The 18687-nt window shown below is 43.9% G+C and carries 13 protein-coding genes, 1 tRNA gene and 1 pseudogene; 10 read left to right on the top strand and 5 right to left on the bottom strand.

Features of this window, described 5'->3' with window-relative positions; translation table 11 throughout:
* Positions 1–74 precede the first annotated feature (74 nt).
* Complete coding sequence (locus tag NXS07_RS15455; RefSeq protein ID WP_038208276.1) at positions 75–326, bottom strand: AbrB/MazE/SpoVT family DNA-binding domain-containing protein; 252 nt, start codon at positions 324–326, stop codon at positions 75–77.
* A gap of 91 nt (positions 327–417) precedes the next feature.
* On the opposite strand from NXS07_RS15455, the pseudogene NXS07_RS15450 reads away from it, so the two are divergent.
* Positions 418–561 (top strand): annotated as a pseudogene (locus NXS07_RS15450) (recombinase family protein); the annotation flags it as partial.
* A 107-nt stretch (positions 562–668) separates the two neighbouring features.
* Here NXS07_RS15450 and NXS07_RS15445 read toward each other — a convergent pair.
* The 3 genes from NXS07_RS15445 to pepA form a co-directional block, all read right to left on the bottom strand.
* Positions 669–3566: a valine--tRNA ligase gene (locus NXS07_RS15445; RefSeq protein WP_038222856.1), complete on the bottom strand. Its 2898-nt coding sequence runs from the start codon at positions 3564–3566 to the stop codon at positions 669–671.
* A 13-nt stretch (positions 3567–3579) separates the two neighbouring features.
* Positions 3580–4044 carry a DNA polymerase III subunit chi gene (locus NXS07_RS15440; protein ID WP_038193815.1) on the bottom strand — a complete coding sequence of 155 codons (465 nt, stop codon included), beginning with the start codon at positions 4042–4044 and terminating at the stop codon, positions 3580–3582.
* A 160-nt stretch (positions 4045–4204) separates the two neighbouring features.
* Entirely contained in the window at positions 4205–5713 is a 1509-nt protein-coding gene (pepA, locus tag NXS07_RS15435; protein ID WP_038182809.1) for a leucyl aminopeptidase, read from the bottom strand.
* Positions 5714–5993: 280 nt separating this feature from the next.
* Here pepA and lptF point away from each other — a divergent pair, with 280 nt between their 5' ends.
* Both lptF and lptG read left to right on the top strand, forming a co-directional pair.
* Positions 5994–7094 (top strand): LPS export ABC transporter permease LptF, encoded by a 1101-nt coding sequence (gene lptF / locus NXS07_RS15430; protein WP_038193812.1) that lies wholly within the window; start codon positions 5994–5996, stop codon positions 7092–7094.
* Entirely contained in the window at positions 7094–8170 is a 1077-nt protein-coding gene (lptG, locus tag NXS07_RS15425; protein ID WP_038208282.1) for an LPS export ABC transporter permease LptG, read from the top strand. Before lptF ends, lptG begins: the two co-directional genes overlap by 1 nt.
* Positions 8171–8266: 96 nt before the next feature.
* Here lptG and ampH read toward each other — a convergent pair whose 3' ends face one another.
* Positions 8267–9484 carry a D-alanyl-D-alanine-carboxypeptidase/endopeptidase AmpH gene (gene ampH, locus NXS07_RS15420; RefSeq protein ID WP_046337635.1) on the bottom strand — a complete coding sequence of 406 codons (1218 nt, stop codon included), beginning with the start codon at positions 9482–9484 and terminating at the stop codon, positions 8267–8269.
* Between the two features lie 393 nt (positions 9485–9877).
* Here ampH and NXS07_RS15415 point away from each other — a divergent pair.
* The 7 genes from NXS07_RS15415 (at position 9878) to NXS07_RS15385 (ending at position 18626) form a co-directional block, all read left to right on the top strand.
* Positions 9878–9962, top strand: a tRNA-Leu gene (locus NXS07_RS15415).
* Positions 9963–10126: 164 nt separating this feature from the next.
* Positions 10127–11401: a tyrosine-type recombinase/integrase gene (locus tag NXS07_RS15410; RefSeq protein ID WP_258087087.1), complete on the top strand. Its 1275-nt coding sequence runs from the start codon at positions 10127–10129 to the stop codon at positions 11399–11401.
* Positions 11402–11537: 136 nt separating this feature from the next.
* On the top strand, positions 11538–13976 hold the full coding sequence (locus tag NXS07_RS15405) for a toprim domain-containing protein (RefSeq protein WP_258087088.1): 2439 nt from the start codon (positions 11538–11540) through the stop codon (positions 13974–13976).
* Positions 13977–14848: 872 nt separating this feature from the next.
* Positions 14849–15640, top strand: a complete 792-nt coding sequence (locus NXS07_RS15400) for a PD-(D/E)XK nuclease domain-containing protein (protein WP_258087086.1) — start codon at positions 14849–14851, stop codon at positions 15638–15640.
* A gap of 205 nt (positions 15641–15845) precedes the next feature.
* On the top strand, positions 15846–16967 hold the full coding sequence (locus NXS07_RS15395) for a hypothetical protein (protein ID WP_258087085.1): 1122 nt from the start codon (positions 15846–15848) through the stop codon (positions 16965–16967).
* Positions 16939–17625, top strand: a complete 687-nt coding sequence (locus NXS07_RS15390; protein ID WP_038215454.1) for a hypothetical protein — start codon at positions 16939–16941, stop codon at positions 17623–17625. Before NXS07_RS15395 ends, NXS07_RS15390 begins: the two co-directional genes overlap by 29 nt.
* A 281-nt stretch (positions 17626–17906) precedes the next feature.
* A complete protein-coding gene (locus NXS07_RS15385; RefSeq protein WP_258087084.1) occupies positions 17907–18626 on the top strand; it encodes a hypothetical protein in 720 nt (239 codons plus the stop codon).
* Positions 18627–18687: the final 61 nt, after the last annotated feature.

The following is an 18687-nucleotide window of genomic DNA, read 5'->3' as shown; positions in this document are numbered from 1 at the left end:
CATTCCAACCTAAAAAACCGAGCTTGAATTTACGGGATTGTGATATCGCTATTTTTAAACGAAGCTGAGGTTAATTATAGTAGCTCCTTGCCAGTTGGTTTTCCGAAGGAAATTTCTTCATGAATATTTTCGTTTGTAACACCGGAAAGCAACGCATCAAGCGTATATTCTTTAGCGCGCACAGGCACAGGCACAATCACGATACGCCCATCTTCTACAGTAATTTCAACAGTATCATCGACGTTCAGAGACGCTGCTTTCATAATTGAAACCGGAAGCCTTACTGACGGGCTATTGCCCCATTTTTTAACGATAACTTGTGACATGGTTATGCCCTCACAACGTTTATGTAGTTTTTATATATTAAACAATAAACCGCATGTATCAACATTGTTGATACATTATAGTTTGTTATTCGGCGTTCGATTTAAGAGTCTGACTGATGCTATAGATACTGGTATGCCTTCAGACCGTTCTTTCTTTCATGTGATGGCGAGTCTTGCGGAAATGGAGCGAGAACTTACAGTTGAATCTACCCGCGCAGGACTGGAAACAGTCAAAAAACCATAAAATTAAGTTCATATAAACGGTCGTTAAAGTGGACTATGAAAAAAGCCACTGCAACTAAATGCAGTGGCTTAACTTGAATAAAGTTCAATCAAGAAAGATTACAGCGCAGCAATCGTCTCTTTCTGTGCCAGTAATTTCTCTTTTGCCGCATTGTTGCTTGCCAGACGCTCACGCTCTTTGGCAACAACGGCCTCCGGCGCACGGCTGACAAAACCGTCGTTAGACAGTTTGGCTTCAATCGCGCTGATTTCTTTATCCAGCTTCTCGATTTCTTTATCCAAACGTGCCAGTTCAACGTCTTTATCGATCAGACCGGCCATTGGGATCAGTATTTCTGCACCGTTGATCAGCTTGGTGACAGAAACAGGGGCTTCTTCGCCCACCGCCAGAACGGTGACGGAAGAAAGACGACCCATCGCCTGAATGAAGTTGAGGTTTTCAGCCACACGGCGCTGTGCATCCGCATTGGCATCACGCAGCAGAACCTCCAGCGGCTTGCTTGGCGCGATGTTCATTTCTGCACGAATGTTACGTACCGCAATGATGGCTTCTTTGATCCATTCCAGATCGCTCAGCGCCAGCTCGTCCACTTTCGCCTGATCAAATTGAGGGAAGGGTTGCAGCATGATGGTATCTGCATTAATGCCTTTCACCACTTTCACGCGCTGCCAGATGGTTTCGGTGATAAATGGAATGATGGGATGCGCCAGACGCAGCAGGCCTTCTAAGACTTCAATCAGCGTATGGCGAGCCGCACGGACTTCTGCCTCTGAGCCTTTGTTGATAGCCGGTTTTGACAGTTCCAGATACCAGTCACAGAATTGGTTCCATGTGAATTCGTAAAGAATGTTGGCGGCAATGTCAAAACGGTAGGTATCCAGCGCTTCACGGTAGGTTTTCACGGTCTGGTTGAATTCAGCCAGAATCCAGCGATCGGCCAGTGACAGGGACATTTCTCCGCCATTTTGACCGCAATCCTGCCCTTCAGTATTCATCAGCACGAAACGGCTGGCGTTCCACAACTTGTTACAGAAGTTGCGATAACCTTGCAGGCGCTTCATGTCCCAGTTGATATCACGTCCGGTAGAAGCCAGTGCCGCCAGTGTGAAACGCAGGGCGTCAGTACCGTGGGCTTCGATGCCTTCCGGGAACTGTTTTTCCGTACGTTTGCCGATTTTCTCGGCCAGTTGTGGCTGCATCATGTTGCCGGTACGTTTTTCCAGCAAATTTTCCAGCGAAATACCGTCGATCATATCTAGCGGATCGATAACGTTCCCTTTGGATTTTGACATCTTCTGGCCTTCGTCATCACGGATCAGGCCGGTCATGTACACGGTTTTGAACGGAACTTGCGGCTTACCGTTTTCATCTTTGATGAAATGCATGGTCATCATGATCATGCGGGCAATCCAGAAGAAGATAATGTCGAAGCCACTGACCAGTACATTGGTCGGATGGAAGGTTTTCAGGGCTTCGGTCTGCTCAGGCCAGCCGAGGGTGGAGAATGTCCACAGGCCAGAGGAGAACCAAGTATCCAGTACGTCTTCGTCCTGGGTCAGGGCAATATCCGCACCCAGATTGTTTTCACGGCGAACTTCTTCTTCATCGCGGCCAACATAGACGTTGCCTTGAGTATCGTACCATGCAGGAATACGATGACCCCACCATAATTGACGAGAGATACACCAATCCTGAATATCGCGCATCCAGGAGTAGTACATGTTCTCGTACTGTTTTGGCACGAACTGGATATCGCCATTTTCAACGGCTTCAAGCGCCACTTTTGCCAGCGGAGCAGTGCGGACATACCATTGGTCAGTCAGCATTGGCTCAATCACCACGCCGCCACGGTCGCCGTAAGGTACAGTCAGGTCATGAGGCTTGGTTTCTACCAGCAGACCCTGTTTTTCAAATTCGGCCACAATCGCTTTACGGGCAGCGAAACGCTCCATGCCACGGTATGCGGCAGGAATGTCAGCAGAATAAACGTCAGAGGCTTCGCCATTGGTATCGAAAATTTCCGCTTCGTCACGGATATCGCCGTCAAATGTCAGAATATTGATCATTGGCAGGCTGTGACGCTTACCGACTTCATAGTCATTGAAATCGTGCGCTGGCGTGATTTTCACGCAGCCGGTGCCTTTCTCCATATCCGCATGTTCATCGCCTAAGATAGGAATGCGACGGTTCATCAGAGGCAGGATGATCTCTTTGCCAATCAGATCTTTATAACGCGGATCTTCTGGGTTAACGGCAACGCCGGTATCCCCCAGCAGGGTTTCTGGACGAGTTGTGGCGACAATCAGATAATCTTTGCCTTCGGCAGTTCTGGTGCCATCAGCCAGCGGGTAGCGCAGGTGCCACATGGAACCCTTCACTTCGCGGTTTTCGACTTCCAAGTCAGAAATGGCGGTGCGCAGTTTCGGATCCCAGTTAACCAGACGTTTGCCACGGTAAATCAGGTCTTCCTGATACAGACGGACAAAGGCTTCTTTGACCGCTTTTGACAGGCCTTCATCCATGGTGAAGCGCTCACGCTCCCAATCCACGGAGTTGCCCAGACGGCGCATCTGGTTGGTAATATTGCCACCCGATTCCGCTTTCCATTGCCAAATTTTGTCGATAAAGGCGTCACGGCCATAATCGTGGCGGGTTTTACCTTCTTCGGCCGCGATTTTGCGTTCAACGACCATCTGCGTTGCGATACCTGCGTGGTCAGTACCTGCTTGCCACAAGGTATTTTTGCCCTGCATGCGCTGATAACGCACCATGGTATCCATGATGGTTTGTTGGAAGGCATGCCCCATATGCAGGCTGCCAGTGACGTTTGGCGGAGGAATGACGATGCAGAAACTTTCACGGCTGGTATCGCCATTCGGTTTGAAATAACCGTTCTTTTCCCAGTGGTTATAAAGAGGTTGCTCTATCTCTGTCGGATTATAGGTTTTATCGAGAGATGGCTCAGATTGCGTTTGATTAGCGGGTGTTTTTTCCATTTTATCTTGATATTCAATAGATTGGCGGCGTTGCCATGGTCAAATTAAAGCTGACGCTACGATAAACTTTATATCGTTCGCGCGCTAACTGTTTCAGATTTTCATCAATAGGGACGAAGTCTATCACTTCATGGAAAGCTGTGGCAAAGTCTGCAAAGTGAGGAAGCAGTGTTACCAGAATATCGCGGGGAACATTGCTTCTTTTCTGCGGCCAGCACAACTCCACAGGGGCACCATAACGAGGGCCTTCTCCGGCAAGGTTGTGCGGTACAAATTGACTCGGCTCCCGCTGCCATAATGCTTCGTCCAGTTTTTCGGCCTGCTGCTGGCTTTCGCAAGCAATCAGAACCCGCTTCCCTGCCCGCCATTGATCAGCGGCAAGCTGGCATGCCAGCCATTCATGTGGCTGTAATTCATCAGAAGACGATGATTGTTCCTGTGAGAGCTTTTCCAATAAATAGAAGGTGGCGTTTTTCATAGTCTCATGATTACAGAGGATGGGTTACAGAAAAATGATGGGAAAAGCGATACAAAAGGGTATTGCAGCCGCAATACCCTTAATTCCGTTGATTCCCTTGATACCTTTAGACTACACCTTTTATGTCGAACTGTTAGGCAACAAAAAGGGGGCAGGGGTATTAATCATCCGCATTCAGGCCTGCACGATTTAACAGGAATTGTGCTAAGAGCGCAACCGGACGACCTGTTGCTCCTTTGGCTTTACCTGAACGCCATGCTGTGCCTGCAATATCCAGATGCGCCCAATTGTATTTGGTCGCAAAGCGGGACAGGAAACAGCCTGCGGTAATCGTCCCGCCTGCACGCCCACCAATGTTTGCCATATCTGCAAAATTGGAATCGAGCTGCTCGAAATATTCGTCAGCCATCGGCAGGCGCCATGCACGATCTCCAGCCAGTTCTGAGGCATTCAGCAGTTCATGCGCCAGCGGGTTATGGTTGGACATCAGCCCGGTGTAGTGACTGCCCAGCGCAACGACACAAGCGCCAGTCAAGGTAGCCACATCAATGACCAGTTCTGGATCGAAACGCTCAACGTAGGTCAACACGTCACACAGGACCAAGCGGCCTTCTGCATCGGTGTTCAGGACTTCAACCGTCTGGCCGGACATGGTGGTCAAAATGTCTCCCGGACGGTAGGCGCGCCCACCCGGCATATTTTCGCATCCTGCTAATACACCAATAACATTGAGCGGCAGTTGCAGTTCTGCGATAACCCGCATGACACCATAAACAGAAGCTGCGCCACACATGTCATACTTCATCTCATCCATGCCTTCGCCTGGTTTGAGAGAAATACCGCCGGCATCGAAAGTCAGCCCTTTGCCCACCAGTACGATGGGTTTCGCATTGGCGTCTTTGCTGCCTTTATACTCGATCACGGACATCAGGGATTCATTCTGGGAACCTTGACCGACCGCCAGATAGGAATTCATGCCCAGCTCTTTCATCTGCTCTTCGCCAATCACCTTGGTATTCAGATTGTCGGCAGTGTCAGCAAGCTGGCGCGCCTGTGATGCCAGATACGCGGCATTACAGATATTCGGCGGCATGTTTGCCAGATCTTTCGACGCTTTGATACCCGATGCAATGGCAAGGCCATGCTGAATGGCGCGTTCGCCGCTGGTTAATTCACGGCGGGTTGGCACATTGAACACTATCTTACGTAATGGACGGCGCAGTTCGTTTTTGCTGCTTTTAAGCTGATCGAAAACATAGAGTGATTCTTTTGCTGTTTCGACCGCTTGACGCACTTTCCAGTAGTTATTACGTCCCTTGACGTGTAATTCCGTCAGGAAACAGACCGCTTCCATAGAGCCGGTCTCATTGAGGGTACTGATGGTTTTCTGGATAATCTGCTTATACTGGCGTTCATCCAGCTCACGCTCTTTTCCGCAACCAACCAGCAAAATACGCTCAGACAGCACATTAGGAACATGATGAAGCAACAGGGATTGACCCACTTTGCCTTCAAGTTCACCACGGCGTAGTAAGGCACTGATATAACCGTTACTTATTTTGTCAAGTTGCTCTGCGATAGGGGAAAGACGACGAGGTTCAAACACGCCGACAATAATACACGCACTGCGCTGTTTCTCCGGACTACCGCTTTTTACACTAAACTCCATGCGTTCTCCTGAATCTTAAAGACAAAGACGGATACAATCGCTAAAATATCACGTTGCGCATTAATTCATCCCAAAGAAAATTCACTGTTATGTTAAGCTCACCACATTATTTTTTGGTACTTAGCTAACGATAAGTGTGTTCTAATTGGGAACCAATATATGGGATGCTTTGGTATCATTTTAGCAATGGGGAAGCCAAACTGATGCATATAAATGGTAGATATACGACGAAGTTAGCGACTTTCCTGCAAAAAGACAAGTTTTCACAGGCGTAATAAGCGTGATCATCATTAGATATCTAGTACGGGAAACTCTGAAAAGCCAAATCGCAATACTTTTCATCTTATTGCTGATCTTCTTCAGCCAAAAATTAGTTGAAGTATTGGGGGCGGCGGTAGAAGGAAGTGTTCCCGCAAATTTGGTTCTATCCTTGTTAGGTTTAGGTGTGCCGGAAATGGCGCAGCTTATTTTACCCCTGAGTCTGTTTCTTGGGGTATTAATGACGTTCAGCAAACTCTATACCGAAAGTGAAATTACCGTCATGCATGCCTGTGGGTTGGGCAAAGGTGTGTTGGTAAAATCGGCCTTGATTCTGGCCCTGTTCACATCGATGCTGGCGGCGGCTAACGTTCTCTGGTTCACTCCGTGGTCTTCTAAATACCAAGAGCAAGTATTGGCGGATGCAAAAGCCAACCCAAGTCTTGCGGCCATGATGGAAGGTCAGTTCAAGCCTTCCCGTGATGGCAACATGGTGCTGTATATCGGTAACGTCAAGGGCAATAATTTTGAGAATGTGTTCCTTGCCCAGCTCCGTCCGGTGAATAATCAGCGTCCTTCCGTGGTGATTGCGGATGGCGGCCATATGGAAGAGCGTCCGAATGGTAATCAGGTCGCGGTACTCCATCAGGGAATGCGTTATGAAGGCACTGCACTGATGCGTGACTTCCGTATTACCGATTTCAAAAATTATCAGGCGGTGATTGGGCACAAAGCCGCTGATATTGATAGCGATAAAGTTGAGCAGAAGACACTCTCCCAACTCTGGCACAAGGGTGACGAAGATTCCCGTGCAGAGCTGCACTGGCGCCTGACCTTGATTGTGTCGGTGCTGGTCATGGCGCTGATGGTGGTTCCATTGAGTGCCGTGAACCCGCGTCAGGGGCGTGTGCTCAGTATGCTGCCTGCTATGCTGCTTTACCTGATTTTCTTCCTGCTGCAAAGTTCCCTGCGCTCCAATGGTGGCCGGGGTAAACTCGACCCTGCATTCTGGATGTGGCTGGTCAACGGAGCCTATTTTGCCTTGGCGCTGGCGCTCAATATGTGGGATACCGTACCCATGCGCAAACTGCGTTCTCGCTTTAAGAATCAAGGAGCGGCCTGATGTTTGGGGTACTGGACAGATATATTGGGCGGACTATCCTGCAAACCATTTTGATGACGCTGTTCACGTTGGTGTCGCTTTCCGGCATCATCAAGTTTGTCGATCAGCTTCGCAAGGTTGGGCAGGGGGAATATAGCGCCTTTGCCGCTGGTATCTATACGCTGCTGAGTGTTCCCAAAGATATCCAGATCTTCTTCCCAATGGCGGCGCTGCTTGGGGGATTATTGGGTCTGGGGATGCTGGCAACGCGCAGTGAGCTGGTGGTTATGCAGGCTTCTGGTTTTACTCGCCTGCAAGTAGCGGGTTCAGTCATGAAAACCGCGATCCCGTTGGTATTGCTGACAATGGTGATCGGTGAATGGGTCGCCCCACAGGGGGAACAGATCGCCCGTAACTACCGTTCCCAGAAGATGTTTGGTGGCTCCCTGATGTCCACCGCCAAAGGGATGTGGGCGAAAGATGGTAATGATTTTGTCTATATTAAGAGTGTAGACAAGGATAATGCCCTGAAAGACGTCAGTATCTATCATTTTGATGACAACAAAAAACTGCTGTCAGTAAAATATGCGGCTACTGCGGTGTATGACCAAAATAACAGGCAGTGGAAATTATCTCAGGTTGAGGAGTCTGATTTACGTCAGATTGGCCGGATCACTGGTTCACAGCGTATTTCTGCTGAATGGAAAAGCTTGCTGACACCGGAAAAACTGGGCGTAGTCGCTCTTGATCCGGATGCACTCTCCATTCGCGGGCTTCAGCAGTACATTACTTACCTGAAGCAGGGGCAACAAGATGCCGGTCGTTACCAGCTCAATATGTGGAAGAAAGTCTTTGCCCCTCTGTCTGTTGCGGTCATGATGCTGATGGCACTTTCCTTTATCTTTGGGCCACTGCGCAGTGTGGCAATGGGAGTCAGGGTAATTGCGGGTATCAGTACAGGCTTCATATTTTATGTCTTGAATGAGATATTTGGCCCATTGAGCTTGGTTTACAGTATGCCTCCGCTATTGGGAGCGCTGCTGCCAAGTCTGTTATTCTTCGTCGTGAGTGTTTACTTCCTTCTGCATCGAAAATAACGCTCATCACAAATCACAGCCTGAGCTTTATACCTACAAATCTCTGGCTGTGATTTTTCAAGAACATGCCTCTAACACACGATATTCACGATAGAACTATAACTTCCCATGATTTCGTGATAATGCTGCGACCAGTTCATTCACCCCGTTAGTGACACGGCTGAATTTGCTTTGTTCCTTGCGCGTCATCACCACAAACACACCGATATTCTGCTCAGGGATCATGGCCATATAGGTATTGAATCCGCCGCCACCGCCGGTTTTCTGATAGATGCCCGGCACCCCTTTTTTGGCATCCATATATACCCAGCCCAGCCCGATCCCGTCTGCTTGACCCGCGACATCCATTCCTGTGATTGACGTCAGATTTTCACGTTTAAAATAGATACCCTGCTCACGGCTGGCAGTCTTCTTCCTCAACTGATTGTGGGAGGATAAAAACTGCTGCATCCAGCGTTGCATATCTACGGGAGTCGAATAAATCCCGCCACTGCCTGCTGCTGCGGTAGTGCTGAGACAGGGACTGGGTTTAACCCCTTCCATTAAACGAGCACATTGGGAACGAGAGGGCGTCAGCGTCGTATCCTTCATGCGATAAGGACGGGTGATTTCTTCTTGTAGCAGACGGGTATAGGGTTCCCCCGTGGCTTTAGAGAGCGCATCCGCCAGTAAATCGTAAGCCAGATTGGAATACGAAGCCGTTGTACCGGGAGCGGCATTCATACCTGCTGTTTTCAGCCAAGCCCAGCGATTTGATTGTGTTGGCCAGATAAACACCGGCCGCCCCCATTTTCCACCCGGCTGCTCTCGTGGCAGCCCGCTGGTATGGCTGGCCAGGTGATACAGACGGATCGGTTGAGCCATCGCATAATCTGGTACACGCACACCATAATAAGTGTACTTCTGCAACGGATCGGTGATTTTGAGGCGTTCCTTCTGCGCCAGCTTAATCATAACCTCGCTGGTCATCAGTTTCGTTATCGAAGCAAGGCGGATCACCGAATCCTGACGCGGACGGGCTCCACTCCCTGGATAAGTCTCCCCGAAACTGCGATGCACCACCTGATTATTATCGATAATCACCATCGCCATCCCCAACGGATTACCTTCATCAAAGATTGACTGCGCATACTGGTCGACCAGAGATGAGGCCATTTTCTTGGTATTATCATCACCCTCAAAAACTTGCCACTTTGCGGGTTTTTTGCCTGATTGCGGAAAATTATTCTGGTGTGCATTATCGGGGGCAGCACAAGCCGAAAGCGCCCATGACAGGGCTGAAACAGCAAAAAGTTTATATAACTGTTTGTTCATTTTTTGGATTAACCAATCAGGGAGCGTTTAATTGGAACAACGTCGTTATTTCTTTTTCTTAAACAGCGCGATGACAGCGCCAATAATGATACCCACAAGGATACCTATAAAAATATAGCCGATAATAGACATGATTGTTTACCTCAGAGCGGTATGTTGTTGTGGAATTATATAAGGTGTTTAAAGGTTGTCTATTGGTAGACGGGGATTATGGGCGAGTGATTTGTGCTGGTTGAAAGGAAGGTGGTCGGGTTTTGAGCGTTTTTGATGGGAAAGGATTAGATGTGCTTTTTTTTTCGGCACTTGAACAAGATTGAAAGGATAAGTGTTGCGAATGGACTTCTGACAGGTATAATGGCCTCCGTTTTCCGAGTACTTCTCGAATACTTCAGTGCCGAAGTGGCGAAATCGGTAGACGCAGTTGATTCAAAATCAACCGCCTTCGGGTGTGCCGGTTCGATTCCGGCCTTCGGCACCATTCATTAGTTTTCTAACGTCTATCCAAGTCTACAAACTCCCAAAAAACTCCAATAAATCAAGATACTTAGTTATTTTGCCGTCTACTGTGGTCTGTTGCAATCAACAAGCACCAAGGGGCATAATTTGGGGCACCTACACTTCGATTGTAAATGTGCCCCAAAAATGAAACTAAACGCCCGACAAATCGAGACTGCGAAACCGAAAGAGAAATCCTATAAATTAGCGGATGGCGCTGGCCTATATCTCGAAATCACGCCGCGCGGTTCTAAATACTGGCGCATGAAGTATCACCGCCCAACCGATAAAAAAGAAGATCGGCTGGCCTTTGGTGTTTATCCTGCTGTGTCATTAGCTGATGCTCGCGCTAAACGGGATGAAGCTAAAAAATTGCTCGCTCAAGGAATTGATCCCAAAGCAGAGAAAAAAGACGCACAAGCCGAATCAAAGGGTGCATATACTTTTGAACGGATCGCCCGTGAATGGCACGCCAGCAATAAACGGTGGAGTGAAGACCATCGAGACCGAATTATGCGAAGTTTTGAACAATACATTTTTCCTTATATTGGCACTCTCGATATTCGCACTTTACGAACCAGCCAACTGTTAGCACCGATCCAAGCCGTTGATACTGATGGCAAACACGATATAGCTCAGAGATTACAACAGCGTGTCGCTGCCATTATGCGTTACGCAGTTCAAAATGACCTTCTTGAATATAGCCCTGCCAATGATATGGCGGGCACTCTCACCATAGTAAAACCCAAACATCACCCTGCATTGCCTCATGAACGCCTGCCTGAATTTTTGGCTCGTCTTTCCTGTTACCGTGGACGCTTGCTTACTAAAATCGCGGTAGAACTGACTTTATTAACGTTTGTTCGTTCCAGTGAAATGAGATTCTCCCGTTGGGAAGAAATCGATCTTGAAAGAGCGGTCTGGCATATACCGGCGACACGAAAACCCATTGATGGCGTTAAACATTCTCAACGTGGAATGAAAATGAAAACCGAACACATTGTACCGTTGAGCCGTCAGGCTATTTCGCTTATCGAAACCTTACACAGCCTGAGCGGAGAGAGTGAGGTAATGTTTCCCGGTGATCACGATCCAAAGAAAATGATGAGTGAAAACACCGTTAATAATGCGTTGCGAACAATGGGCTATGACACCAAAACAGAAGTTTGCGGACATGGATTCCGCACAATGGCACGTGGTGCAATGGGCGAATCTGGCCTGTGGAGTGATGACGCTATCGAGCGCCAGTTAAGCCATATCGAAAGAAACAATGTTCGGGCTGCATATATTCATACCTCTAAACATTTGGATGAACGGCGGTTGATGGTGCAATGGTGGGCGGATTATCTGGATGCTAACAAGGCGCAATTTGTAACTCCTTATGATTTTGCCAAGCCGCTTCGTGACAGGACAAAACCGTAGCACAACCAACAAAATTTTATATATAGGATAGCCAGTTACGTAATACATAAAAGCATGACATAAACAAACAACGCCCCGAAGTGCAGCAAACACTGTCGAGGCGTCTAACCAATAACCGTTATTAGGAGTAACGATGATGGCTGATATACAGCATACCCAAACTCACCCTAAATTTACATCGTCAGATAAAACAGACGGACAAAAACCGCTCGACCTTATTCAATCCGTGAAAAAATCCGCTATGTATCATTGGGAAAATCTTCTACCCGCCTGTGGTATTGATATTCCCGCAAAAGGCAAACATGGCGCTTGCTCTATTTGCGGCGGTACTGACCGCTTTCACTTTATTGATGATCATCATAACGGCAACTGGCATTGCCGCCAGTGTGACGCTCCAAACTATGGCGATGGGCTGGATTTAGTAGCAAAAACCAAAGGGATCTCGATTCTTGAGGCGGCAATAGTTGTTGCTGATGTTCTGGCGTTGCCTTTGCCAGAATCCAAACCAGCCAAAGAAACCATTCATATACAGCCGATCGCCGAAAAGGTGGCGGCACTAATGGCACAAACTGTCGCGGGAGAATCGTCCTATCTGACTGCAAAAGGATTACATTGCTCTAACCAACGATTGCTGGAAGGTGGTTCGTTGTTATTGCCGCTGAGAACATTAGATAAAAAAGTAACAGGGGCGCAGATCATCAAACCGGATGGAACGAAGAAATTACTGTCTGGTAGCCAAAAGAAAAGTGCTTTTATTGCATTATCAGAGTTGGGAGAACATCCAGGTACAATAATCATTGCTGAAGGTTACGCCACGGCATTGACCGTTAGCCAGTTACATCAAGGTACAGTTTTGGCTGCAATAGATGCAGGTAATTTGCTCTCTGTCGCTCAATCAGTCCGGGAACACTGGCCTGATACGAGGATCATTATTGCCGCAGATAACGACTGGCATTTTCCCAATGAATTGGATAATAGCGGTAAACCAAAAAAGAACGTTGGCAAGATTACAGCAGAGAAAACCGCCAAAACTATCAACGGATGGGTAACGTTACCGCCTACAGAGTATAAAGCTGATTGGGACGATTATCGCCAGCAACACGGTGTGGAAATAGCACAAAAAGCCTTTACTCAGGGGCTTTATCAACCGACATCAACCAAGAAAAAAGCAGCCATTCAGCTTAATAATGATGCTGAGACTGCAAAACTGGCACTATGTCAGATGGGAGCCAGCCAGCGCGGGGAAGTATTGCTGGCACGTTATAACGGTGATCTGGCACTGGATGGTGCTTCGGAAACGGTTCATCACTATGACGGTATTATCTGGCGTCCGGTCAGTGACCGTGATTTAAGGCGGGAAATGGTCGCTGCCTTTATGGAAGAGAAACTACCGTATTCACCTCATGGTATTAGTTCAGCCGTGGATGCCCTGAAATTACAGCTTCCCATGATGCAACCACCAGAACGCCACTTAATCGGGTTTAGTAATGGCGTATTTGACCTGAAAGCCTGTCAGTTCCGGCCTCACCGCAAAAATGACTGGCTATTGCTTGCCAATGACGTTGAATTCAATTCTCCTGTTTCGGGGGAAACCCTGCAACACCACGCGCCACAGTTCTGGCGCTGGCTTCATCAAACAACTGCCAACTGTGAAAACAAAACAGACAGGGTACTGGCAGCGCTGTTTATGGTGCTGGCGAATCGTTATGACTGGCAGCTATTTCTGGAGGTTACTGGCGCAGGTGGCAGCGGTAAAAGTATCTTTGCCGAAATTTGTTCCATGCTGGCAGGCAAAGGAAATACCGTTTCTGCAAGCATGGCGGCACTGGAAAACCCACGGGAACGGGCGCTAATTGTCGGTTATTCGCTGATTATCCTGCCCGACCAAACTCGCTATGTGGGCGATGGTTCCGGTATCAAGGCAATTACGGGGGGCGATGAAGTTGCTATCGACCCAAAACACAAACAGCCCTACTCAACCCGTATTCCTGCTGTGGTATTGGCGGTAAACAATAATGCGATGAGTTTCAGTGATCGCAGTGGTGGTGTGTCACGGCGGCGGGTGATTTTCAACTTTTCCGAAGTCGTGCCAGAAAACGAACGTGATCCACTCCTACGAGATAAGATTGCGGCAGAGCTGCCTGTTATTATCCGGCATCTACTTCATAGGTTCGCTGATCCACAAGCTGCAAGGCGTTTACTGGCAGAGCAACAAAAATCAGCAGAAGCACTGGATATCAAACGAGGATCCGATCCAATTATCGATTTCTGTGGCTACCTGATTGCTTCTCATGAACCTGATGGCTTGTTAATCGGTAATGCGGAAATTATGCCGTTCAATCCTCATAAATACCTCTATCACGCCTATCTTGCTTATATGAAAGGCAATAACCTGAATAAACCCGTTTCTGTAACTCGTTTTGGCATGGATATGCCGGGCGCGCTGGCGGAGTACGGTCAGCATTACCTGCGCAAGAAAAGCAAACAAGGCATTCGTAGCAACCTGAGTCTGGATATTAATACTGCTATCGAGTGGATGCCGAAACTGACAAGGGATAACCTGCCAGAAGAATAACTTTTTCTGATTACAGTAGTTTTTCAAAGAAATATAAAAAAGTGTTCACCACTATTCACCCTATAATTTAAACCATATATATCAAAACATTATAGGGTGAATAGTTATTTTAAAACTGTTCGCAACTATTCATCACTGTTCACCTTAATTTTCCGGTTCAGGGTGAACGGTTGGGTGAAGAGTGGTGATGAGTTTAATTTCAACTCATCACCCTTTAACAACATGAATTTCAATAAAATTATTCAAAGATGAACAGGGTGAACAGTTTTACTACTAATTCTTTAGTAGGGGGGAGGTAAAAATGTTTTCTCTGGCAGGTGATCTTTTAGCTCTCTGAGTAACCGGGTTAATTTATTAGCCCGGTTACTCAGAGAAGACAAGCGTAGCGCGTCAGTATCATAACTTCAAAATAATTATCGTATTATCAAGTGAAAAACGTTTTCTGGTTGGAAATCAGTTTGGCACTATGCACAATACGCATATTCCAGTTATTCAGCCTGTTGTAATCTGAATTAGTTTCATCCAACAAAAAATTTTAGGCAATAAACCATTTTCTTCCTGAAACTGGACAAAATTAATACTAGCAGAGGAATATTCTGAAGTAGGCAATTTAAACTCTCGTTGAGCGAGGCGTGATCATGAATGTTTGTCTGCTAAATGGTGGAGTTTTCATTTAGGGGCATAATGTTTATGAATTCTCATCAGGATAGGGCAGCATCTTGAACCGAGTTGCTTTATATATCATTCAATTTATGAAAAAAATGCAAGAGTAGACATATGCATAAAAGTAAGTATAAGTTTACTTTCGATATGAGCATATCGTACATTTTTGTATTTAATAATAATCGGTTGAGCAAATTAAGGAGCATTTTATGGCTGGTGGTGAGACAGCAGCAATCCAACGGGTAGCTAACCTAATAAAACAAAAAATATTTACAGTCTTCAAATGGAAAAGGGCACTACGAGAAGACATGAATTGGCCTTGTGAAACCGAAGCGCACGGAAAAGATACACATCCAAGCGATGTAGTATTTTACTATACGAATCCCTATGAAGAAGAAGTTGTATATCTAAACACGGACTTAAAAAGTTATGGTAAAAACTCAATCAAAAAAGGTACTGTTGAGTCAGCTTTAAGCTCTCTCTCACTAGCTGTTGAATGTGCTAATTCTAACGAAGAATGGCGTAAAAAATATCTTGAAGACGATTCATTAGGCTTTGATGTAAGAGGATTGCTTTTTCTTTACAATCATGATCAGCTTTACGATTCTGATTTTTATAATGCAATAATGAAGCAAATAGATATGTCCAAATTAACGTTACCACATGGGCAAAAAATATACTTACTAGATCCTTTTAAAATATATGACATAATTAATATTGCGTTTGATATTAAATATCTAACTGGCGAGGGAAACCTACCTCACTCAGATAAATACTATTTCTACTATCCTGATATGTCGTTAATTCGATTAAAGCATCCACTAACCAAATCAACGCCCGCTACAATTGAGGCTCTCACATCGCCATATCTCATTATAAAACATGAAGAGTTTGATTATGGCGATGAGCATCGTGATGAGGGGTATATTATAATCAAGAAGGTAGCAGTGTTGATGAGTTCGTTTATTTCTTTGATATGCTGTCCAACTTCCAGATATTAACTGAAAATAAAAATATAAAAATAAGATTAATTCATGCGCATCCTCACTACGAATCACCACAGAATTTTATTAATGCAAAAAAGAAATATAGTTCTTGCTGGTTGCTTGGTGAACAAAAGCGTTTTTTTGATAAAATTACAATGGAAATTAGTGAAAAAACTATTGTTAATTTTAATCTAGAAGAAATTGGAATGGGAATTAGATAATGAAAGGTAATAACAATCTATACTTTGCTACTGAAAAAAATATTTATGATGCATTGCACCATAAACGCATTACTACCGCTATGTTACAAGATATTCTTTTGAGAAAAGGAATTATTGTTTCTGAACATCTTGATAAAGAGGAATTAATTGAAGAAGTATGTAAATTACCTCATGGATTTATTGATTTGCAGGAAATAAAAAAGAAAGTACAAACATACGATCCTAAAGAAAGCGTTACTAAAGTATCTCTTACCACCACAACGAACCAGCAGGAAGTAAAGGATGCTATAAATAAAATGAAAGATAATTATCCAAAGACTAAATCAGAAGTATTTAAAGTAACTACAAAGAAAGATGGTGGACTCTCTGTTGAATTACATTATGATGATATCGATTTATCGCGTACAGCACTCAGACAAATTGATAAAAAAAGTGTAAAGCTTGACTTCTCTATAAGTGAAGAAAAAATAGATATAAGAATGCCACAAAATTCAAAATCAAAAGAATTAGTAAAATTAATAGAGACACAACTGGCAGGAATTAAGAATGTAGAAATTTCTCGATTTGAAATAAGTTTAGAAGTAGTGACAAGCCCTAACTTACGTAGCCAGTTTTTTCATGATTTAATGCATGGGCTTGAAGGTTACGAAGTTGAAGATGTGAATAATATTGAAGTTAATAGATTTATAAATAAACTTTCTAATAATAATAATGATGAGGACGATGATGATGAAAAAATTGATGCAGGATATGTTAGAAAAGCTGTATTAAAAGGAGAGTCGGTTAACTCATCTTCAATTTTTTCTGATCTTCACAACAAAGGTTACTATATAAGTAAGGTTTCATGGGCTAGCATTCCCTCGTCTGGTAATGGAGATAAAATTATATTGGAGGCATTTTTTAAAAATTCAGAATCATGTATGGACTTTGCTTATAATATAAAAGGTATAAACAATTTTAACAAAGGTAAATTTAATGTAACAACCAGAAGTGTTAATGAAATAGAAAAGAAAAATATTGGAAAATTAATTGAAGATTCTGCTGAAAAAGCATACAATTCAATAATAAATATTATGTCTGGAGGAAGCGAAAATGAAAAAAATAAAGTGGATGTTGCTTAATGTTTCCTTATCAATTACAGACATGGTTGATAAATTGAAATCATCTTCTTATACTGATGAAAAAGGAAAAGGTTTTATTTTTAACAAGGTTCGACATAATGAATTGGTTGGTAGATTTGTTGAAAAATTAACATTTGAAGAAGTTATTCCATCATTGTATGGAGAGGTAGCAACTTTTGAACGAGTTGAATACAGAATTGTAGAATTCTATATTAATGAAAATACTCTTCCTGTGATTGCTATAATTAATCCACCAAGAACTTTAAAACCATTTGCACTAAATTTAGTGAAAATTTTAGGTTTAGGAGTGAGTTTGGATGAGATTAATATTGAACCTATGGTTTGGGTTGAATCAATATCAAAGTTAACGCCTTTAGAGTTAACTCAAATCGAATTATCTCAAATAAAGGTTAATGAATGCGCATTAGCTAAAATGCAGGTCTCAAGCAGTAAAGACTTACGTTCATATTATGAAAAGACATTTTCAGACAAAAGTACATCAAGAGTAGATAAAGTTCACCTTTTTATGATAAGTCCTAATTATCCAGGGAAAGTAAAAATATCTCGGACAGGATTAGTAGTGATAGACACTAAACACGAAAAGGATATGACAGATTTACTTTTTAGATCATTATTAGAAACATATGTGAAAATATAGATAATTTCTTTAGGCAACATTAGCGGCACCTTAATTGGTAGCCGTTAATGGGATAATCCTAAAAGGGTCGTTAGATATTGTAAACTTTCCTTTTATCAGGTAGTTGCCTTTCCTGCAAACAACACTGATAGAATAAATTTATGATTCTTATTTTAAATAAGATCAACATTAGTCATATCAAACCAACAATAAAAAGTAATGAGTTTATCGCCATATCTAATTATTAGGTTAATAACTAAATTACGGTTAGAATAATCTCATCAAAAATAGGAGATATGTGTATGACTGAAGAATTTGTACGTTTTTTTTATCCTAAGCTTTCAAAAAAAAAGAAAAAAGATGTAGAAAGATTAGTTAAGAAAGGAGTTAAAAAAAGTGTTGCCGTTGGTTTACTAAGCGCCGGGAAATGCTCATATCCAGAGGCGTTGATGATATCTAAGATAATAGGTGAGTTTAGCAGTGTAGAGATTTTTAGTTATACCGAAAAACCACAAAGCGTATGTTTCTTAGCTAATACTGATGATAAGAAAAATGTGTATATATATCCCCAATATAGACTAATGAAACCGTTATATTTAAATAAAAAAGATAGAAAACAGCAAGATTACTGGTATATTGATTTAGCTATTGAGTTGCACATTGCTAATCCTATAGACGATGATTCCGCGATAATTGCAATTTGGGGAATGGAATATGATGGACACCCACAACATTTTATTGAAAGTGGTATTCAGGATTCTAATTTGCGAGATTTAACCATAAATACAGAATATGATATAAATATCATACATATAACAAAAGAAATTTGGGAAAATGAGTCTCGGCTTGTTCATGCGAATTTAAGTAGATTTATAGAAAGAAGATATCAAGATGTGAAAGGAATACCGTTTAACGATCTAAAAAATAGACAAATTAATCTCACTAAATTACCAACATTGGATTTAATAAGAATGCCTGATGGAAGCGTTAAAGCTACTCATTGGCTTACTAGGGACTGTTGATGTTTTATGTTCATAAATCAATCAGCCCACATTGGTAACCAAACGAGAGTAAATGCCAGTG

Origin of the sequence: Xenorhabdus bovienii (assembly GCF_024721015.1) — a bacterium.
GTDB lineage: Bacteria > Pseudomonadota > Gammaproteobacteria > Enterobacterales > Enterobacteriaceae > Xenorhabdus > Xenorhabdus bovienii.
The sequence above is the reverse complement of the archived record's forward strand: the minus strand, read 5'-3'. Positions and strand labels throughout refer to the sequence as shown.